This is a genomic window from Bradyrhizobium sp. NBAIM18, assembly GCF_020193825.1.
Taxonomy (GTDB): domain Bacteria; phylum Pseudomonadota; class Alphaproteobacteria; order Rhizobiales; family Xanthobacteraceae; genus Bradyrhizobium; species Bradyrhizobium yuanmingense.
In genome coordinates this window covers 96,118-116,081 of the sequence record NZ_JADYVO010000019.1, presented here as the reverse complement: position 1 = coordinate 116,081, position 19,964 = coordinate 96,118, and the positions used below count along the sequence as shown (strand labels likewise).

The window sequence follows — 19,964 nt, the reverse complement described above, 5'->3', positions numbered from 1 at the left end:
TCGGAGCGGCGCCTTTGCGCGACGATTCCTCCCTGTGGTTATGGGTCCCGGACCGGCGCGCGCTTTAGGGCGCGCTTGTCCGGGACGACATCGAGGGCGGTGTGCGCGTTTTCAACAACAACCAAAGGGAAACACCATGGACATCGGATTCATCGGGCTCGGAAACATGGGTTTCCCGATGGCGCGGCGGCTAATCGAGGCGGGGCACAGGCTCGTCGTATTCGACACGCGCAAGGAGGTTATCGGCAAGCTGGTCGCGCGCGGTGCCCTTGCCGCGTCGTCGCCGAAGGACGTCGCTGACCAGGCCGAGACCGTCATGGCGAGTTTGCCTTCGCTGCAGGCTTCACTCGACGTCGCAACGGGAGCGAACGGCGTGATCGAGGGCAGGTGCGCCAAACGCTTCGTCGATCTCTCCACCGTCGGCTCGGCGATGGCTGCGAAGATTCACGGCCTGCTCGCCGAGCGCGGCATCGTGCAGATCGACTGTCCCGTCTCCGGTGGCGTCGGCGGCGCCGAGAAGGGCACGCTTGCCGTGATGGTGTCAGGCCCGAAGGCCGAGTTCGAGCTGCTCAAGCCCGCGCTCGAGGTGATCGGAAAGGTGTTCTTCATCGGCGAGAAGCCCGGCGCGGCCCAGACCATGAAGCTCGCCAACAATTTCCTGTCGGCCACCGCGATCGTGGCGACGTCGGAAGCCGTGGTGATGGGCGTGAAGGCCGGGCTCGATCCCGCCGTGATGATCGACGTCATCAATGCGGGCTCGGGCATGAACACCGCGAGCCGCGACAAGTTTCCGCGCGCGGTGCTGCCGCGCACCTTCGACTTCGGCTTCGCCACGGGATTGATGGTGAAGGACGTGCGGCTGGCGCTGGAGGAGATGAAGCAGCTCGGCCTGTCGATGGAGGTCGCCGACGCGGTCGGGCGGCTGTGGGAGACCGTGATCCGCGCAGAAGGCGCCGAGTCCGATTTCACCGCGGCGATCAAGCCGATCGAGCAGAAGGCCGGAGTCGTCGTCGGCGGACAAAATTAGCGCTCACGGGGGTGGGCACGGTTGCCGCTTGATCTGCCTTCCAAATCAAGCGGTTTTATCCGACGGGCAACCGTTCTGCCGACAACCCCGGTCTACTGTGCATGGGGTTGTTTTGCAGGTTTTGAGTGCGCCCTCACAGCCAGGGCGCAGGCTTATCCATCGCGATGAGCTGCTCGACCTCCACGCGCGGGCGCACCACGGCGTATTGGTCGCCCTTCACCAGCACCTCGGGCACCAGCGGCCGGGTGTTGTAGGTGCCGGCCTGCACGGCGCCATAGGCACCGGCGGTCATGATGGCGAGGAGATCGCCGGGCGCGGGCGTCGGCAGCGTGCGGTCGAGAGCGAGATAATCGCCGGTCTCGCAGACCGGGCCGACGACATCGGCCTTGATGGTGGCGGCGCCCTTGGCCGGCTGCTTCACCGCCAGGATGTCGTGATGCGCCTCGTACAGTGTCGGGCGGATCAGGTCGTTCATGGCCGCGTCGATGATGACGAAATTCTTGCCGTCGCCGTGCTTCACATAGATCACCTTGGCGACGAGAATGCCGGCATTGCCGACGATCATGCGGCCCGGCTCGAACATCAGCGTGCAGCCGAGATTGTGGCTGACGCGCCTGACCATGGCAGCATAGGCGGCGGGCGCAGGCGGCGCCTCGCGATCCATGTAATAGGGGATGCCGAGGCCACCACCGAAATCGACGTGGCTGATGTCGTGGCCGTCCGCCCGAAGCGTCTGCACGAATTCGGAGAGGATGCGGAACGCGGTCTCCATGCCGGACAGGTCGGTGATCTGGCTGCCGATATGCACGTCGGTGCCGGTCACCTTGATTCCGGGCAGCTTCGCCGCGCGCGCATAGACCTCGCGGGCATGCACGATCGGGATGCCGAACTTGTTCTCGGACTTGCCGGTGGAGATCTTTGCATGCGTGCCGGCATCGACGTCGGGATTGACGCGGAGCGAGATGCGCGCGGCCTTGCCCATCTCGGTCGCGAGTCGCGACAGCAGCTCGAGCTCCGGCTCGGATTCGACGTTGAGGCAGAGGATGTCGGCGGCGAGCGCCGCGCGCAGCTCTGCTTCGGTCTTGCCGACGCCGGAGAAGACGATCTTGCTGGCGGGAATGCCGGCGGCCAAAGCGCGCTTCAGCTCGCCGCCCGAAACCACGTCGGCGCCGGCGCCGAGCTTGGCCAGCGTCCGCAGCACCGACTGATTGGAGTTCGCCTTCATGGCGTAGCAGACCAGCACCTTCTCGCCGGCAAAGGCCTCGGTGAAGACGCGGTAGTGCCGCTCCAGCGTTGCGGTCGAATAGCAGTAGAACGGCGTGCCGACGGTGGCGGCCAGCTCGGACAGGTTCACCGCCTCGGCGTGCAGCACGCCGTTGCGATAGTCGAAATGGTTCATGGCGCAGGCTCGGTTGTCCCGGCTTATTTCTTGCCGGGAGGTTCGTCCAGGAGCGGGTCGAGAATAAACGATTTCTTCCGGCCCTTGGCCGCGGCGGGCGCGGCATCCGCGCTGGCCGTGGGTTCGAACAGGCTCGGCGCCTTCTGGGCCGCGGTCTCGGGCTCGACGGGTGCAGCGCCGGTGGCTGCAGGCGCGTTGGAGGCGGTCGGCGGCAGATCCAGCGGGCCCTTGCGGCCGCAACCGGCAAGCGCGAGCGCCGTCAGGCTCAAGACAATGATGGCCCACCCCGAGCCGGCCGGGCGAAACTTTGACGTCACGACGAAATCCCCACTACGCGCGGCGCACCATACAGAGATTGGCGCGTTCTGGCGAGAGCCGGATGACCATGAAACATCAGCGAAATTTTGCCTTCAGCCCAATTTTCGCTCTTTTTCCAGCCGCTTCGCCCAGGCCTTGGCCTGGGACGTCACATTCTTCGGCGCGGTGCCGCCAAAGCTGGTGCGGCTCTTCACCGACGATTCGACCGAGAGCACGCCGAGCACGTCCTTGGTGATCTTGGGCTCGATCGCCTGCATCTCCTTGAGCGGCAGCTCGTGCAGCGCAACGCCCCCCTCGGCGGCCTTGGCGACGATGCGGCCCGTGACGTGGTGGGCCTCGCGGAACGGCATCTTCAGCGTCCGCACCAGCCAGTCGGCGAGGTCGGTCGCAGTGGCGTAACCCTCGCCCGCGGCCGCCTTCATCTTGGCTTCGTCGGGAACGAGATCACGGACCATGCCGGTCATGGCGCGGATTGCCAGAGACAGCGCGGCAAAACCCTCCATGGCGCCCTGCTTGTCCTCCTGCATGTCCTTTTGATAGGCGAGCGGCAGGCCCTTCATGACGATCAGGAGGCCGTTGAGCGCGCCGATGACGCGGCCGGTCTTGGCGCGCACCAGCTCGGCGGCATCCGGGTTGCGCTTCTGCGGCATGATCGAGGATCCCGTGGTGAACTTGTCGCTGAGCCGGATCATGCCGACCAGCGGCGAGGTCCAGATCACGATCTCCTCGGCAAAGCGCGACATGTGCACGGCGCAGATCGAGGCGGCCGACAGCGTCTCCAGCACGAAATCGCGGTCGGAGACGGCATCGAGCGAGTTCGCCATCGGGCGGTCGAACAGGAGCGCCTTCGCGGTGGCATGGCGGTCGATCGGGAACGAGGTGCCGGCGAGCGCAGCCGCGCCCAGCGGCGATTCGTTCAGCCGCTTGCGGGCGTCCTGGAAGCGGCCGCGGTCGCGCGCCGCCATCTCGACATAGGCCAGCAGGTGATGGCCGAACGTGACGGGCTGCGCCGTTTGCAGATGCGTGAAGCCGGGCATCACGGTTGCGGCGTGCTCCAGCGCGCGGTCCACCAGGGCCTGCTGGAACGCGGCGAGCGCGGCATCGGTCTCGTCGATGACGTCGCGGACGAACAGACGGAAGTCGGTGGCGACCTGGTCGTTGCGCGAACGCGCGGTGTGCAGCCTTCCGGCGGCCGGGCCGATCAGCTCCGACAGGCGGCTCTCGACATTCATATGGATGTCCTCGAGCGCGCGCTTGAATTCGAAGCCGCCCTTGCCGATCTCTGACAGGATTGTGTCTAGACCCTTGCCGATATTTTTCGCATCAGAAGCCGTGATGATGCCCTGATTGGCCAACATCGCGGCGTGGGCCTTGGACGCGGCAATGTCCTGGGCGAAGAGGTGACGATCGACGTCGATGGAGACGTTGATCTCTTCCATGATCTCATCGGGACGTTCCGAGAACCGGCCGCCCCACATCTTGTTGCTCATGATCCCCTGCTCACGCCTGATTTGCCGCACGTTTGCTGGCCGCGGCCAGCCGTATTAAGAGGCCCCTGATAGCCATATCTGCGACCGGATGACAAACGATATGCTCGACCAGAAGCCCTCCGCCACGCGCCGCATCCCCTTCGTCATCGCCGCCGTGGCGATCGTCGGGCTGGCCGGCTTCGCCGCGCTGTACGGGCTCGGCCCGAGCCGGGCGCCCTTGGGCGATCCGACCTGCAAGGCGGCGGTGGCGACGGCGCAGAAGATCGCCCCGCTCGCCCATGGCGAGGTGGCGGCGCTGACCATGGCAAGCGCCCCGCTGAAGCTGCCCGACCTCACCTTCGAGGATGCCGTGGGCAAGCCGAAGAAGCTGTCCGACTTCCGCGGCAAGACCCTGCTGGTGAACCTCTGGGCCACCTGGTGCGTGCCCTGCCGCAAGGAGATGCCGGCGCTGGACGAGCTCCAGGGCAAGTTATCGGGCCCGAATTTCGAGGTGGTGGCGATCAACATCGACACCCGCGACCTGGAGAAGCCGAAAACCTTCCTGAAAGAGGCCAACCTGACCCGGCTCGCCTATTTCAGCGACCAGAAAGCCAAGGTGTTCCAGGATCTTAAGGCCGTGGGACGGGCACTGGGCATGCCCACCTCCGTGCTGGTCGACCCGCAGGGGTGTGAAATCGCGACGATCGCGGGGCCGGCGGAATGGGCGAGTGAGGACGCGCTCAAGCTGATCCGCGCGGCAACCGGCAAGGCCGCCGCGGCGCTTTAAGGGTTTAGGCCGTCACATTGAGATTGCCGCCGACGCCGGGGGCGACATTGGCGAGCGAGGGCTGGCCGGTGCCGAGCAGCGTCAGGACGGTGGATTTCTCCATATCCGCGTTCTGCTTGGTCAGCGTCGCCGCGATATTCGACTGCAGCGCGCCTTGCTGTGCGGCCAGCATGCTGCTGACCATTGCCATCATGTCCATTACGCGAACCCTCGTACCGGCCGTAACCTAGGCGCGAGAGGTTAACGCGACATGAACTGTGATGGAGCAGTACGGGCAATCGTGTCCCGGACAAGGGGCGGCACGCAAGTGACGCACCGCAGAGCCGGGACCCAGCATTGAGCGCGCGGCTCCTAGGCCCCGGCTCTGCAGCGCTCCGCGCTGCGTCCGGGGCACGAGACCACCTTAACGCGTCGGCACCGGCTTGGCGCCGCGGTAATCGTAGAAGCCGCGCTGGGTCTTGCGGCCGAGCCAGCCGGCCTCGACGTATTTGACCAGCAGCGGGCACGGGCGGTACTTGGAGTCGGCCAAGCCCTCGTGCAGCACCTGCATGATGGAGAGGCAGGTGTCGAGCCCGATGAAATCGGCAAGCTCGAGCGGACCCATGGGATGGTGGGCGCCCAGTTTCATCGCCGCGTCGATCGCCTCGACGTTGCCGACGCCTTCATACAGCGTGTAGATCGCCTCGTTGATCATCGGCAGAAGGATGCGGTTGACGATGAAGGCCGGGAAATCCTCGGAGACCGCGACCTGCTTGCCGAGCTTGCCGACGAATTCCTTGGCGGTCTCGAAGGTGGCGTCGTCGGTGGCGATGCCGCGGATGAGCTCGACCAGTTCCATCAACGGCACCGGATTCATGAAGTGAATGCCGATGAAGCGTTCCGGGCGGTCGGTGGCGGCGGCGAGGCGCGTGATCGAGATCGAGGACGTATCGGAGGCGACGATCGCCTCCGGCTTCAATACGGCGCAGAGCTCGTGGAAGATCTTGCGCTTGACCTCTTCCTTCTCGACCGCGGTCTCGATGACGAGGTCGCAATCGGCGAGATCGTCCAGCTTCTCGGCTAGCTTGATACGCGCAATCGCCTTGGCCCTGTCGTCCTCGGTGACGGCCTTCTTGGAGACCTGACGCGCCAGATTGCCGTTGATGGTGGCCATGCCCGACTTGAGGCGGTCGGCCGAAACGTCGTTGAGCACCACGTCGAAGCCAGCGAGCGCCGCGACATGCGCGATGCCATTGCCCATCTGACCCGCGCCGATCACGCCGACCTTCTTGATCACTGCCGCCATATTGTCATCCACCGGAACGGCGCGCGGGGGCGCGCCCTGCCTTTCCCCTTGAGCCGGGAGGTCCGATTTAACCAGAACCTTGGCTCGAAACCTAGATTGGATCGTCTCCAAGGCGCGCCCACGCCAAAGAAAACGCCTCAGAAACGCAACACCGGCCGGAGTTTATACCTCCGGCCGGTGTTTTCGATGCCTTTTACTTGCCGAGCTTGCCGAGTTCGGCCGTCAGCTCCGGAACCGCCTGGTAGAGATCGGCCACCAGGCCGTAATCGGCGACCTGGAAGATCGGCGCGTCCTCGTCCTTGTTGATCGCAACGATCACCTTGGAGTCCTTCATGCCGGCCAGATGCTGGATGGCGCCGGAAATGCCGACCGCGACATAGAGCTCGGGGGCCACCACCTTGCCGGTCTGGCCGACCTGCCAGTCGTTCGGCGCATAGCCGGCATCGACCGCGGCGCGCGAGGCACCGACACCGGCCCCAAGCTTGTCCGCGAGCGGCTCGATGTACTTGGCAAAGTTCTCGCGGCTCTGCATGGCGCGGCCACCGGAGACGATGATCTTGGCCGAGGTCAGCTCGGGGCGATCGCTCTTGGCGACTTCCTCACCGACGAAAGTCGACAGGCCCGGATCGGCCGCCGCCGCCACGGTCTCGACCGGGGCGCTGCCGCCCTCGCCTGCTGCGGCGAAGGTCGAGGTGCGGACCGTGATGACCTTCTTGGCGTCCTTCGACTTCACCGTCTGGATGGCGTTGCCGGCGTAGATCGGGCGCTCATAGGTATCGGGCGCGACCACCTTGGTGATCTCCGAGACCTGCATGACGTCGAGCAGAGCGGCGATGCGGGGCATCACGTTCTTGAAGCGCGAGGTCGCCGGCGCGACAATGGCGTCATAGCCGGACGCCAGCGACACCACCAGCGCAGCCAGCGGCTCGGCGAGATCGTGCGCGTAGAGGTCGCCATCGGCGAGCAGCACCTTCTTCACGCCAGCGAGCTTGGCAGCGGCATCCGCCGCGGCCTTGGCGTTCTGGCCGGCGACCAGCACCTCGACATCCGCGCCAAGCGCGGCAGCTGCGGTCAGGGCCTTGTTGGTGGCGTCCTTGAGCGACGCATTGTCGTGTTCGGCAATCAGAAGCGTCGTCATCAGAGCACCCCGGCTTCGTTCTTGAGTTTCGACACCAGCTCGGCGACGTCCTTGACCTTGACGCCGGCCTTGCGGCCCGCGGGCTCAGCCGTCTTCAGAACTTCGAGGCGCGCGGCGATGTCGACGCCGTAATCGGCGACCGTCTTCTCCGCGATCGGCTTCTTCTTCGCCTTCATGATGTTGGGCAGCGAGGCATAGCGCGGCTCGTTGAGGCGGAGATCGGTGGTGACGATCGCCGGCCCCTTCAGCTTCACGGTCTGGAGGCCGCCATCGACTTCGCGCGTCACCTTGAAGTCGGAGCCTTCGACTTCGAGCTTGGAGGCGAAGGTCGCCTGCGACCAGCCGAGCAGCGCGGACAGCATCTGGCCGGTCTGGTTCGAGTCGTCGTCGATCGCCTGTTTGCCGAGAATGATCAGGCCCGGCTGCTCTTCGTCCGCAACCTTCTTCAGGATCTTGGCGACGGCGAGCGGCTCGACGGTGCCTTCCGCCTTCACCAGGATGCCGCGATCGGCGCCCATGGCAAGACCGGTGCGGATCGTCTCGGACGCCTGCGCCGGACCGATCGAGACCACCACGACCTCGGTGGCCTTGCCGGCTTCCTTCAGGCGCAGCGCTTCCTCGACTGCGATTTCGTCGAAGGGGTTCATGGACATCTTGACGTTGGCGAGTTCAACGCCCGATCCATCGCCCTTGACGCGGACCTTGACGTTGTAATCGACCACCCGCTTTACCGGCACTAAGACCTTCATCGATCCTCTTTCACTCAATTTGGGAGGGGGGTTATCAACTGGCGCGGAACCTAAAGGCCCGATCTGCCCCGGTCAACGCGCGAACGGGTCTAATTTTGGCCTTCTGAAATGCGGGAGCGCGATGGGTCAGCGGTTCTGGCCGGGAACCCAGAGCACGTCGCCGGCGCCATTGCCGTTCACGACCCGGCTGGCCACGAAGAGAAAGTCGGACAGGCGATTCATATATTGGATGCCAGCCGCGCTGACCGGCTCGCCCGGCTGGGCCGCCAGTTCCACGATCACGCGTTCCGCCCTGCGGCATATCGTGCGCGCCACATGCAGATGGGCCGCGGCCGGCGTGCCGCCGGGGAGCACGAAGGAGGTCAGCGGCGCGAGCTTGTCGTTGAGCGCGTCGATGTCGCGCTCGAGCCGCTCCACCTGGCTCGCCACCACGCGCAGCCGCTCCGCCTTGCCTTTGTCCTTGTCTTGCCGCTCCGGCACGGCGAGATCGGCACCAAGATCGAACAGATCGTTCTGAATGCGGCCGAGCATCGCGTCGAGCTCGGGCATCTCCGCAGTGTGGAGCCTGACCACGCCGATCGCGGCATTGGTCTCGTCGACGGTGCCATAGGCCTCGATGCGCAGATCGTATTTCGGCCGCCGCTCGCCGGTTCCGAGCGCCGTCGTGCCGTCGTCACCGGTCTTCGTGTAGATGCGGTTCAGCACCACCATGATTAACGTCCCATCGCCCAGACCGCGAGCATCGCGATGATGATCGCCACGAACTGAAGCAGCACGCGCCAGCGCATCAGCTTCTGCGAGGTGTTGGGCGAGCCGCCGCGCATCATGTTGATGAGCCCGAGCAGCAGCACCAGCGCCACGGCGCCGGCTGCGGCCGGCAGGATGAAAGTACTCAGGAGAGATGCCATTTGGGGTAGATAACACCGGGGGTGCCGGTCCGCCATCTCCCCCCTTTGTCATTCCGGGGCGATGCGGAGCAACGAGCCCGGAATGACAAGCGGGGCGCTCGCGAACTGGCTTTTGGGCCAATAATATCAGATGGTAGCGCGATGATTTTTCGATTTGCGCCCATTGCTTGTTCTCCTGGCCTCTCCCTACCTTCAGAAGGAGACAGCAGCGGTGTAGGTGCCACGTGAAAGCGGTCCGCTACATTTACTGCGTGCTGGAGGACGCGTTTTACACGTTCCTCGCCGATGACGGTTGGGCGATCGCGAGCCACATCGCACTGTCGACGCTGATGGCGCTGTTCCCGTTCCTGATCGTGCTGACCGCGCTCGCTGGCTTCTTCGGCTCCAAGGAACTCGCCGACCAGGCCGCCAGCCTCATGCTCCAGGTCTGGCCCAAGCAAGTCGCCGATTCGATCTCGGGCGAGGTGCATGACGTGCTGACCACCACCCGGACCGGCCTTCTGACCATCGGCGCGGCGCTGTCGGTCTATTTCGCCTCGAACGGCGTCGAGGCGCTGCGGGTCGCGCTCAACCGCGCCTATGCGGTGGTGGAGATGCGAAGCTGGTACTGGCTCCGGCTGGAATCAATCGCCTATACGATCATTGCCGCCTTCACGGCGCTCGCCATGGCGTTCCTGATCGTGCTCGGTCCGCTCATTATCGAGGCGGCGCGGCGCCACATTCCGCTGTTCGTCGAATCCAACGAGAGCATCCTCACCTGGGTGCGCTACGGCATCTCCATCGGCGCGCTGGTGGTGGCGCTGATCATCCTGCACGCCTGGCTGCCGGCGGGACGGCGCAGCTTCCTGCAGATACTGCCCGGCATCGTCTTCACCATCGTGGCGTCACTGATCTCCAGCATCGTGTTCGGCCAATACCTGGCCCGCTTTGCCAACAACTACGTGACCATGTATGCGGGGCTCGCCTCGGTGATCATCGCGCTGGTGTTTCTGTACTTCATCGCCGCGATCTTCGTTTACGGCGGCGAGCTCAATGCCGCGATCATCAAGTCGCGGCTTCCTCACGGCGTGTCGCTTCAAGCAGCGCAGTCGCTAAAGCCCTCGGAGACACAGGCTTGACCAGGAAGGCGTCGGCCCCGGCTTCGCGCGAGGCGGCCTCGTCCTCGCCGCGGCCGGACACGCCGATGATCGGGATCCGAGCCAGCGGCGTTGTCAGCCTGCGGATCCGCCGGATGGCCTCGATGCCGTCGATGCCCGGCAGCACCATGTCCATCAGCACCGCGTCGAATGCGCCCTGCTCCAGCCGGTTCACGGTGTCCTCGCCGCGCCCGATGAACTCGGCGTGATGGCCGAGCTCGGTCAGGATGGTGTTGAGCACGACGCGGCCGAACGGATTGTCCTCGACGCTGAGAACGCGAAGCGCAGCGGCCGCCTCGGGCTCGCTGCCGTCCTTTGCCTTACGGGTCTTGCCCCGTCCCGCCAAGTCCAGCGACACCGTCAATGTGAAGGTGGCGCCGCCACCGCGGCGCGGAGCGACGGTGATGTCGCCGCCCATCGCCCGCGCCAATTGCTTGACCGAGGAGAGCCCCAAGCCGGCGCCGCCGAAGCGTGCGGCAATGGTGACATTGGCCTGGGTGAACGGGCGGAAAAGCCGCTTGATCTCGGCCATGGTCAGGCCGATGCCGCTGTCGGACACGGCGAAAGCGACGCCGACCCTGCCCTTTGCTTTGCCTTTGGCGGGACGCCACGGCTCGACGGCGAGGGCCACACCGCCCTGGTCGGTGAATTTCACGGCGTTGTCGATCAGGTTCTCGAGCGCGGCGCGCAGGCGGACGGAATCACCGACCACGAGCCCTGGGATCTTGTCGGCGATCTCGACCTTGGCCTGGAGACCTTTGGCCGCGGCGCGGCCGGCCAGGGAATCGCCGGCGGTGCGGGCGAGCGCCTTGAGATCGAACAGATCCTGGCGCGGCGTGCTGCCGCCATTCTCCGTTCTGGCAGCATCCACGAACAGCGTGGCGAGGCTCGCCAGATGCTCGGCGCCGGCCTTGATGGTGTCGGCCCAGCGCCGCTCCCGCTCGCCGAGATCGGAGGTCGCGAGCAGGTCGCTGATCGCGAGAATGCCGGTGAGGGGGGTGCGGACCTCATGGGCAAACGCGGCCAGCGCCGCCTGGACGACATCCGGCGCAGCCGCCTTGGTGCTGCGCTTGCGCAGCTGGCCGGCCGCCCTGGGCCGCTTCCGAAGCGGCCGCCGCCTGGACGTCCGGGTGGTGCGCACTGGACGCGTCTTCGCCGCCATGAATCCCCTTCGAAGTACCCTCTTCGAACCCCGCGCTGGCCAAGCATGGCACGGAGGAACGCCCGGAGTCACGGCGACGTTTCGCTAACCCCCAGAGAAACTTAACCTAATCCCACCAGCCGGCGGATCGCGGCAGGCGTGAGGCCGGCCGCGCGCAATTCGCGCAGACCGGTCGAGCGGCCCGATTTCGACAGCTTCCGACCCGCCTCATCGCGAATCAACCGGTGATGGCGATAGGCCGGCTCGGGCAGGCCGAGCAGAACCTGGAGCAGGCGGTGCACCGCGGTGGCGTAAAACAGGTCCTGCCCCCGCACGATCTCGCTGGCGCCCTGGAGCGCGTCGTCGACGACCACCGAGAGATGGTAGCTGGTCGGCGTCTCCTTGCGGGCCAGGACGACATCCCCCCAGGCCTCCGGCCGCGCCGGGACCACGCCGCGCTCGCCGTCCGGCCCCTCGCCGAGCTCGTTCCAGCTCACGCCGGGGGCGTGACGGCAGGCGGCCGCCATGTCGAGCCGCAGCGCATAGGGCGCGCCCGAGGCGATCAGCCGCGAGCGCTCGTCAGCCGAGAGTGATGTGGCCTCGCCCGGATAAAGCGGTGCGCCGTCGGGATCACGCGGCCACGGGCCAGCGGCCTCGCGCGCCGCCACCAGCCTTGCGATCTCGGCGCGGCTTTCGAAGGCGGGATAGACGAGACCGAGCACAGAGAGCTTTTCCAGCGCAGCGCGATAATCGGCGAGATGTTCGGATTGACGCCGAACCGGCGTCTCCCAGGCAATCCCGAGCCAGGCGAGATCCTCGTAGATCGCCGTCTCGAACTCCGGCCGGCACCGCGTCGCGTCGATGTCCTCGATTCGCAGCAGCAATCGGCCGCCGGACTCGCGCGCTCGGTCGAAATTGAGCAGCGCGGAATAGGCGTGGCCGAGATGCAGGAAGCCGTTCGGGCTCGGGGCGAATCGGAAAACGGGTGGTGCCATCACATGAATCTCGTCATGGCCGGGCTTGTCCCGGCCATCCACGTTCTTCGGTACCACAGACCGATGGTGTCAACGTCACGAACAAACACCACGACCACCGCTCATGCTACACAGTGCCTCGCGGTGAGAAAGACGTGGATGGCCGGGACAAGCCCGCCATGACGCTGGAGAGAACCCGCCCGCCATGACCATCCACCTCGAAACCCAGTCCGATCTCGAAGAGGCCGTCCACGCGCTGATCAAGCGCGATCCGCGCCTCAAGCCCGTGCTCGAGATCGCGGGCATGCCGGCGCTGCGGCGGCGCGAGCCGGGTTTTACGGGGCTCGCGCACATCGTCTGCGGGCAGCAGCTCTCCACCGCGAGCGCCGCGGCGATCTGGGCGCGGCTGTCGGCCGCATTCGATCCGCTCGACCATGACGCCGTGCGCCGCGCCCGCGCCGACCGGCTGGGGCGGCTCGGCCTCTCCGCCGCCAAGATCAAGACGCTCAAGCATCTCGCCCGCGAGATCGCCGCGCAGCGGCTGAATCTCGACGTGCTCGCCGAGGAGGATGCCGACGCCGCGCATCACACCCTGATCGCGCTGCCCGGCATCGGCCCCTGGACGGCCGACCTCTACTTGCTGTTCTGCCTCGGCCACGGCGATGCCTGGCCGGCCGGCGACCTCGCCGTGCAGGAAGGCATCCGTATCGGCCTCGGCCTCAAGGCGCGGCCGACGGAGAAGCAGATGGCGCCGATCGCCGAGCCCTGGCGTCCGCTGCGCGGTGCGGCGGCGCATCTGTGGTGGAGCTATTACCGCGCGGTGAAGAAGCGTGAGGGCGTGCTCGCGGAATCGGGCTAACCGCGCAGCCGCGCGCGGTCGGCCCGGGCGCATTCGGCGACGAAGTCGATCACGGCGCGCACCGCCGGCAGCTCGACGAGATCGGGATGGGCCAGCAGCCAGAGATCCGCCACGCTGGCGAGCTTCTGCGGGGCGACGCGCACGAGATCGGAATAGGCTTCGGCGACGAAGCACGACAGCGCGGAGATTCCGATGCCGGCGCGGACCGCCGCCAGCATGTCCCCCTGGGACGAGCAGCGCATCGCCACCCTTGCCTGCCGCGTGACGACGTCGCTCCAGCGCGCAAGCTGCGCATTGGACGTCTGGTCGGCGAAGCCGATGACGCTGTGCTCCTTCCAATCGCCGCGCCGTTCCGGCAGGGACCGCCCGGCGGCATAATCGCGCGAGGCATAGAAGCCGGTGCCGAGGCGGCCGATTTTGCGGCCGACCAGGTTCTCCTCCCCGGTATCGAAGGGCCGCAGCACCACGTCCGCCTCACGCCGGCGCACGCTCGCCGGAAATGGATGGGTGATGATCTCGAGCTGGATATGATCGTGCGCGCGCAGGAAGGCTGGCAAGCGCGGCATCAGCCAGTGCGAGGCCAGCGTCGCGCCGATCGACAGCTTGACGATGCCGCGCGCCTTGTGTCCACCCGCCGCCACTGCGGTTTCGGCCCGCAGCGCTGCGGCCGCCATGGCCTCGGCGTGCTCGCGCAAGGTCCGTCCATCCGCGGTCAGCGCCAGGCCATCGGCAGCCCGCGCCACCAATCTGGTGCCGAGCTGGGCTTCCAGCGCCGCGATCTTGCGGCTGACGGTGGGATGGCTGGTGTGCAGGCGGCGGGCGGCGGCGGTGAAGCTGCCGGTATCGGCGACCGCGACGAAGGTCTTGCAAAGGTCCCAATCCATCGGCGGCCCTGTTCATACCTGAATGATCGTCCGTTCATTATTGAACGGCCCCGGCGGCGCCGTCCAACCCTATAATGGGATCAAATCCGCGGCCACGGGCGGCCGATCCGCCCGCGCGACAATCAAAACGGAAACGCCTCGTGATCCGCCCGCCGGCGGGGCCGCGTTTCGGGAGGACATGATGGCACTGCCCAATCTCTTGAAGGATTCGCTCGAGCTGCCCGTGGTCGGCTCGCCGCTGTTCATCGTCTCCGGCCCGGAACTGGTGATCGCCCAATGCAAGGCCGGCGTTGTCGGCTCCTTTCCCGCGCTCAATGCCCGTCCGGTCGAGAAGCTCGGCGAATGGCTGAGCCGGATCGAGGACGAGCTGGGCGAGTACAAATCGCGCAATCCCGGCAAGAAGGTCGCGCCCTACGCCGTCAACCAGATCTGCCATGCCTCGAACGACCGGCTGATGAAAGACATGGAGACCTGCGTCAAGCACAAGGCGCCGATCATCATCACCTCGCTGCGGCCGCCGGCGGAGATCGTCGAGGCCGCGCATTCCTATGGCGGGCTGGTGTTCCACGACGTCATCAACGTCAAGCACGCGCGCAAAGCCGCCGAGCAGGGCGTCGACGGCCTGATCCTGGTCTGCGCCGGTGCAGGCGGACACGCCGGCACGCTGTCGCCCTTCGCGCTGGTGCGCGAGGTCAAGCAATGGTTCGGCGGCGCCGTGCTGCTGTCGGGCGCGATCAGCGACGGCTATGGCATCGCCTCGGCGCTGACGCTGGGTGCCGACCTCGCCTATATGGGCACGCGTTTCATCGCGACGCAGGAAGCCAATGCCGACCAAGCCTACAAATCGGCGCTGACGCAGCACGCCGCGCACGACATCGTCTACACTAACCTGTTCACCGGCGTGCACGGCAATTATCTCGGCCCGTCGATCGCTGCCGCCGGCCTCGATCCGGACAATCTCCCCGCCGCCGACAAATCGAAGATGAATTTCGGCTCCGGCGGCAACATGAAATCCAAGGCGTGGCGAGACATCTGGGGATCGGGCCAGGGCATCGGCCAGATCACCGATGCCCCGCCCGTCGCGGAGCTCGTCGACCGCATGAAGCGTGAATTCGATCAGGCGAGGCAGGATTTCCTAATGCGCGTCAGCGCCTGACGTCTCCAACTGACAAGACAAACGGGAGGATATCATGAAGCTGGCAGCCGCACTGATCGGTCTGTCCCTGCTGGCACTCGCCACGGACAGCGCCCACGCCGAAGGCACGGAGATCCGCATCGGACAGACCCTGCCCTATAGCGGCCCGGCCTCCGGCTTCGGCGCGATCGGCCGCACGCAGGAGGCGTTCTTCGAGAAGATCAATGCCGAAGGCGGCATCAACGGCCGCAAGGTCAAGTTCATCACGCTGGACGACGCCTATTCGCCGCCGAAGACGGTCGAGCAGACCCGCAAGCTGGTGGAGCAGGACGAGGTGCTGATGCTGTTCGGCTCGCTCGGCACCGCCACCAACAGCGCCGTGCATCGCTACCTCAACGGCAAGAAGGTGCCGCAGCTGTTCGTGCTTTCCGGCGCGACCAAATGGGCCGACCCGCAGAAATATCCATGGACCATGCCCGGCATGGCCGCCTATGAATCCGAAGGCGTGGTCTATGCCAAGCACGTGCTGCGCACCAAGCCGGGCGCCAAGATCGCCATCCTGTCCCAGAACGACGATTTCGGCCGCGACTATGTCGCGGGCTTCAAGCGCGCGCTCGGCGACAAGGCCGCCGGCATGATCGTTGCGGAGGCGACCTACGAGACCAGCGCGCCGACGATCAGCTCGCAGCTTTCGACCCTGAAGGCCTCGGGCGCCGACGTGCTGTTCGGCGTCGTGCTCGGCAAGTTCACCTCGCAGATGATCAAGGGCGTCGCCGAGCTCGGCTGGAAGCCCGAGCTGTTCTTCGTGCCGACCTCGGCCTCGTCGATCTCGTTCCTGGAGCCGGCCGGGCTCGACAACGCCGTCGGCCTGATCTCGTCGAGCAACCAGAAAGACACGATGGACCCGCAATGGGCCAGCGATCCCGGCGTGAAGGAGTATTTCGCCTTCATGAAGCAGTACATGCCGAATGCGGATCTCTCCAACTCCAACTATGCGGCCGGCTACCATTACGCGACGCTGCTGATGACGGTACTGAAGGCGTGCAAGGACGATTTCAGCCGCGACAACATCATGCGCCAGTCCGCCTCGCTGAAAGAGGTGAAGCTGCCGCTGCTGCTGCCCGGCATATCCGTCAGCACCGCCGCCGACGACTATCTGCCGTTCCAGCAGCTGCAGCTGCGGCGCTTCAACGGCAAGAGCTGGGTCGGCTTCGGCGACGTGCTGGACGATCGCTGACTCCAACGGAATGGGAATGACCATGATCATCAGCGGCGAACGCCGGATCGGCCATGACGAGATCCAGGCGCGCATCAGACGCGCGGCGAGCGGGCTGCGCACCCTCGGCCTTGCCGAAGGTGCGCCGGTTGCCATGATGCTGCGCAACGACTTCGCCTTGTTCGAGGTGGTCGCGGCCTCGGCCGCACTGGGCAGCCCCGTGGTGCCGATCAACTGGCACCTGAAGGCCGAGGAGGTCCGCTACATCCTGACCGACAGTGGCGCGAAGATCCTGATCTGCCACGCCGACCTGCTGCCACAAATCCGCGGCGGCATTCCGGAAGATGTCCGCCTGCTCGTGGTCGCAACCCCGCCCGAGCTGGCGGCGACCTTCGCCATTCCCCGTGAGCTGACCGAGATCTCTTCGGGCCTGACCGATTGGGACCGCTGGCGCGACGGCCACACGGAAACAGAGGAGCCGCCGCGCCGGGCCGCGGCGATGATCTACACCTCGGGGACCACAGGCATGCCGAAGGGCGTGCGGCGCATGCCGATGCCGCCGGAGCAGGCCGCCGCCTCCGAGCGGGTCGGCGCGATCGCCTACGGCATCAAGCCGCGCGAGGGCCAGGTCGTGCTGATCAACGGGCCGATGTATCACTCGGCGCCGCATTCCTACGGCATGATGGCCTTCCGCAACGGCTGCACCATCGTGCTTCAGCCGCGCTTCGACGCCGAGGAGCTGCTGGCGCTGATCGAGCGCCACCGTGTGACGCATATCCACATGGTGCCGACCATGTTCGTCCGTCTGCTGCGCCTGCCCGAAGCGGTCAGGCAGCGCTACGACCTGTCGTCGCTGCGCTTCGTTGTGCACGGCGCGGCGCCCTGCCCGCCCGAGGTGAAGCGGGCCATGATCGAGTGGTGGGGACCGGTCATCAACGAATATTTCGGCTCGACCGAGACGGGCATCCCGGTCTGGCACTCGGCCGAAGAGGCGCTGAAGAAGCCCGGCACGGTCGGCCGCGCCATCGAAGGTGGCATCGTCAAGATCTTTCGCGACGACGGCAGCCTCTGCGATGCTGGTGAGGTCGGCGAGATCTACATGCGCCAGACCGCGGTGCCGGATTTCGACTATCACGGCAAGGCGCAGGCGCGCGCCGAGGCCGGGCGCGACGGTCTCGTCAGCGTCGGCGACGTCGGCTATCTTGATGAGGACGGCTACCTGTTCCTGTGCGACCGCAAGCGCGACATGGTGATCTCGGGCGGCGTCAACATCTATCCTGCCGAGATCGAGAACGCGTTGATCACGATGCCCGGCGTACGCGATTGCGCCGTGTTCGGCATCCCCGACGCGGAATATGGCGAGCGGCTGTGCGCCTGCATCGAGCCCGACAGGGCCGAGCAGCTCTCCGCCGCCGCGGTGCAGGCTTATCTGCGCGAGCGTCTGGCCAACTTCAAGGTGCCGAAGGAGGTCAAGTTCCTGGATGCGCTGCCCCGCGAGGCAACCGGAAAGATCTTCAAGCGCAAGCTGCGCGACCCCTATTGGGCAGACCGGAGGCCGGGCGGCGCTTAAGTCGTTCTCCGGCCGCGTCCGCACGTGCGGAATTCCGGGCCATATTCCGTCCGGGCAGGGCCGCATGCCGGCCTCGCTCAGGTCCGCGGCTTTTGGCGGGCGGCGAAACCGTATAGCGTTCGATCTCTGAGGAAACGCCGCGAAGACGGCCATGAGGTCGCGCATGCTGGACCGGACGCAGGATATTTCCATCGCCGCACAGGCCTGGCTCGACGACTTCGAGCGCGCCTTAAGCAGACCTGGTCTCGCGACGCTGGGCCCGCTCTTCCTCGCCGACGGCTTCTGGCGCGACGTGCTGGCGCTGAGCTGGAACCTGCAAACGCTCGCCGGGCGCGAGACGATTGCGCAAGCGCTGGCCGCGCTCGCGTCCAAGGCAGAGCCGATCAGTTTCAAGATCGCTCCGAACCGGGCCCCGCCGCGCTGGGTGACGCGGGCCGGCACCAACTGCATCGAGGCGATTTTCAACTTCGAGACCGCGCTCGGTCGCGGCAACGGCATCGTACGGCTCGTGCCTGATACTGCCGACGGCGACCGCCTGAAGGCCTGGACGCTGCTGACCGCGCTCGACGAACTCAAGGGCTTCGAGGAACAGCTCGGCACCTCGCGCCCGCGCGGCCAGGCCTATTCGCGCGACTTCCGCGGGCCGAACTGGCTCGACCAGCGCAACGCTGCGCGCGCCTATGCCGACCACGATCCGGCCGTGCTGGTGGTCGGCGGCGGCCAGGCCGGGCTCGCGATTGCCGCGCGGCTGAAGCAGCTGAACGTCGACACCCTGATCGTCGATCGCGAGATACGGATCGGCGACAATTGGCGCAAGCGCTATCACGCGCTGACCCTGCACAACCAGGTGCAGGTGAATCACCTGCCCTATATGCCGTTTCCGCCGAACTGGCCGGTCTATATCCCCAAGGACAAGCTCGCCAACTGGTTCGAGGCCTATGTCGATGCGATGGAGCTGAACTTCTGGACCGGCACCGAGTTCGAGGGCGGCGCCTATGACGAGGCCAAGGGCCACTGGACCGTCACCCTGCGGCGCGCCGACGGCAGCAAGCGCACCATGCATCCGCGCCATGTGATCATGGCGACCGGCGTCAGCGGCATCGCCAACATTCCCGACATTCCGACCCTCGACAATTTCAAGGGGACGCTGGTGCATTCCAGCGGCTACGAGGACGGCGAGAACTGGACCGGCAAGCGCGCCATCGTCATCGGCACCGGCAACAGCGGTCACGACATCGCGCAGGATCTTCATTCCAGCGGCGCCGAGGTGACGCTGGTGCAGCGCTCGCCCACACTCGTGACCAATATCGAACCGTCGGCGCAGCTCGCTTATGCGACCTACAACGAGGGCACACTCGAGGACAACGATCTGATTGCGGCCTCGATGCCGACGCCGCTCGCGAAGAAGACGCATGTGATGCTGACCGAGCAATCCAAGCAGCTCGACAAGGAGCTACTCGACGGCCTCGCGCGCGTCGGCTTCAAGCTCGATTTCGGCGAAGCCGGCACCGGCTGGCAGTTCAAATACCTCACCCGCGGCGGCGGCTATTACTTCAACGTCGGCTGCTCCAACCTGATCGTCGAGGGCAAGATCAAGCTCAGGCAGTTTTCCGACATCGAAAGCTTCTTAACCGAGGGCGCGCGGATGAAGGACGGCTCGATCATTGCCGCCGACCTGATCGTGCTCTCGACCGGCTACAAGCCGCAGGAATTTCTGGTGCGCAAGCTGTTCGGCGATGCCATCGCCGACCGCGTCGGTCCGATTTGGGGCTTTGGCGACGGCTTCGAGCTGCGCAACATGTATGCGCGCACCAGGCAGCCCGGCCTCTGGTTCATCGCCGGGAGCCTGGCGCAATGCCGGATCAACTCGAAATATCTGGCGCTGCAGATCAAGGCGATCGAGGAAGGGATTTTGGCACGAGTATAACTACAGCCGTCATTCCGGGGCGCGCGAAGCGCGAACCCGGAA

The 19,964-nt window shown here is 66.0% G+C and carries 20 protein-coding genes; 8 read left to right on the top strand and 12 right to left on the bottom strand.

Translation table 11 applies throughout. From position 1 onward, the window contains the following. Positions 1-136: 136 nt before the first annotated feature. A complete protein-coding gene (locus I6F17_RS30065; RefSeq protein ID WP_225127021.1) occupies positions 137-1,027 on the top strand; it encodes an NAD(P)-dependent oxidoreductase in 891 nt (296 codons plus the stop codon). A 133-nt stretch (positions 1,028-1,160) separates the two neighbouring features. Here the strand turns inward: I6F17_RS30065 and lysA are convergent, their stop codons facing one another. The 3 genes from lysA to argH all read right to left on the bottom strand — a co-directional run bounded on the left by lysA (position 1,161) and on the right by argH (position 4,234). Next, positions 1,161-2,426: a diaminopimelate decarboxylase gene (gene lysA / locus I6F17_RS30060; protein WP_225127018.1), complete on the bottom strand. Its 1,266-nt coding sequence runs from the start codon at positions 2,424-2,426 to the stop codon at positions 1,161-1,163. 23 nt (positions 2,427-2,449) lie between these two features. Then, on the bottom strand, positions 2,450-2,743 hold the full coding sequence (locus I6F17_RS30055; protein WP_035996882.1) for a lipoprotein: 294 nt from the start codon (positions 2,741-2,743) through the stop codon (positions 2,450-2,452). Between the two features lie 93 nt (positions 2,744-2,836). Beyond that, entirely contained in the window at positions 2,837-4,234 is a 1,398-nt protein-coding gene (argH, locus tag I6F17_RS30050; protein ID WP_225127016.1) for an argininosuccinate lyase, read from the bottom strand. A gap of 100 nt (positions 4,235-4,334) precedes the next feature. Here argH and I6F17_RS30045 point away from each other — a divergent pair, with 100 nt between their 5' ends. Beyond that, a complete protein-coding gene (locus tag I6F17_RS30045) occupies positions 4,335-5,000 on the top strand; it encodes a TlpA disulfide reductase family protein (RefSeq protein ID WP_225127006.1) in 666 nt (221 codons plus the stop codon). Positions 5,001-5,004: 4 nt separating this feature from the next. Here I6F17_RS30045 and I6F17_RS30040 read toward each other — a convergent pair whose 3' ends face one another. The 6 genes from I6F17_RS30040 to I6F17_RS30015 form a co-directional block, all read right to left on the bottom strand. Continuing rightward, positions 5,005-5,199 carry a hypothetical protein gene (locus I6F17_RS30040; RefSeq protein ID WP_036020754.1) on the bottom strand — a complete coding sequence of 65 codons (195 nt, stop codon included), beginning with the start codon at positions 5,197-5,199 and terminating at the stop codon, positions 5,005-5,007. A 204-nt stretch (positions 5,200-5,403) separates the two neighbouring features. Next, a complete protein-coding gene (locus tag I6F17_RS30035; RefSeq protein WP_036020751.1) occupies positions 5,404-6,285 on the bottom strand; it encodes a 3-hydroxybutyryl-CoA dehydrogenase in 882 nt (293 codons plus the stop codon). A 193-nt stretch (positions 6,286-6,478) separates the two neighbouring features. Next, complete coding sequence (locus I6F17_RS30030; RefSeq protein WP_036020748.1) at positions 6,479-7,423, bottom strand: FAD-binding protein; 945 nt, start codon at positions 7,421-7,423, stop codon at positions 6,479-6,481. Continuing rightward, complete coding sequence (locus tag I6F17_RS30025; RefSeq protein WP_225127004.1) at positions 7,423-8,172, bottom strand: electron transfer flavoprotein subunit beta/FixA family protein; 750 nt, start codon at positions 8,170-8,172, stop codon at positions 7,423-7,425. The genes I6F17_RS30030 and I6F17_RS30025 overlap by 1 nt, the downstream gene beginning before the upstream one ends. A gap of 126 nt (positions 8,173-8,298) precedes the next feature. Beyond that, entirely contained in the window at positions 8,299-8,883 is a 585-nt protein-coding gene (locus tag I6F17_RS30020; protein WP_225127002.1) for a cob(I)yrinic acid a,c-diamide adenosyltransferase, read from the bottom strand. A 2-nt stretch (positions 8,884-8,885) separates the two neighbouring features. After that, positions 8,886-9,080: a twin transmembrane helix small protein gene (locus I6F17_RS30015; RefSeq protein ID WP_028178512.1), complete on the bottom strand. Its 195-nt coding sequence runs from the start codon at positions 9,078-9,080 to the stop codon at positions 8,886-8,888. A 224-nt stretch (positions 9,081-9,304) separates the two neighbouring features. Here I6F17_RS30015 and I6F17_RS30010 point away from each other — a divergent pair, with 224 nt between their 5' ends. Beyond that, positions 9,305-10,198: a YihY/virulence factor BrkB family protein gene (locus I6F17_RS30010; RefSeq protein ID WP_225126999.1), complete on the top strand. Its 894-nt coding sequence runs from the start codon at positions 9,305-9,307 to the stop codon at positions 10,196-10,198. On the opposite strand, the gene I6F17_RS30005 is transcribed toward I6F17_RS30010, so the two are convergent. Further along, the gene (locus I6F17_RS30005; protein ID WP_225126997.1) at positions 10,125-11,378 is read right to left on the bottom strand and encodes an ATP-binding protein; all 1,254 of its coding nucleotides are present in this window, start codon (positions 11,376-11,378) and stop codon (positions 10,125-10,127) included. The genes I6F17_RS30010 and I6F17_RS30005 overlap by 74 nt on opposite strands. A gap of 101 nt (positions 11,379-11,479) precedes the next feature. Beyond that, positions 11,480-12,352, bottom strand: a complete 873-nt coding sequence (gene gluQRS, locus I6F17_RS30000) for a tRNA glutamyl-Q(34) synthetase GluQRS (RefSeq protein ID WP_225126987.1) — start codon at positions 12,350-12,352, stop codon at positions 11,480-11,482. 184 nt (positions 12,353-12,536) lie between these two features. Between gluQRS and I6F17_RS29995 the strand changes: the two genes are divergently transcribed. After that, entirely contained in the window at positions 12,537-13,190 is a 654-nt protein-coding gene (locus I6F17_RS29995; RefSeq protein WP_036040349.1) for a DNA-3-methyladenine glycosylase, read from the top strand. Here I6F17_RS29995 and I6F17_RS29990 read toward each other — a convergent pair. Continuing rightward, the gene (locus I6F17_RS29990) at positions 13,187-14,074 is read right to left on the bottom strand and encodes a LysR family transcriptional regulator (RefSeq protein WP_225126973.1); all 888 of its coding nucleotides are present in this window, start codon (positions 14,072-14,074) and stop codon (positions 13,187-13,189) included. The two genes, I6F17_RS29995 and I6F17_RS29990, sit on opposite strands and share 4 nt — an antisense overlap. A gap of 181 nt (positions 14,075-14,255) precedes the next feature. On the opposite strand from I6F17_RS29990, the gene I6F17_RS29985 reads away from it, so the two are divergent. The 4 genes from I6F17_RS29985 to I6F17_RS29970 all read left to right on the top strand — a co-directional run bounded on the left by I6F17_RS29985 (position 14,256) and on the right by I6F17_RS29970 (position 19,922). After that, positions 14,256-15,230, top strand: coding sequence for a nitronate monooxygenase family protein (locus I6F17_RS29985; RefSeq protein ID WP_225127087.1), 975 nt, complete (start codon positions 14,256-14,258; stop codon positions 15,228-15,230). A gap of 34 nt (positions 15,231-15,264) precedes the next feature. After that, on the top strand, positions 15,265-16,446 hold the full coding sequence (locus I6F17_RS29980) for an ABC transporter substrate-binding protein (protein ID WP_036020716.1): 1,182 nt from the start codon (positions 15,265-15,267) through the stop codon (positions 16,444-16,446). Positions 16,447-16,468: 22 nt separating this feature from the next. Beyond that, positions 16,469-17,995 (top strand): acyl-CoA synthetase, encoded by a 1,527-nt coding sequence (locus tag I6F17_RS29975; RefSeq protein ID WP_225127085.1) that lies wholly within the window; start codon positions 16,469-16,471, stop codon positions 17,993-17,995. Between the two features lie 163 nt (positions 17,996-18,158). Then, positions 18,159-19,922 (top strand): NAD(P)/FAD-dependent oxidoreductase, encoded by a 1,764-nt coding sequence (locus I6F17_RS29970; protein ID WP_225126963.1) that lies wholly within the window; start codon positions 18,159-18,161, stop codon positions 19,920-19,922. Positions 19,923-19,964 lie beyond the last annotated feature (42 nt).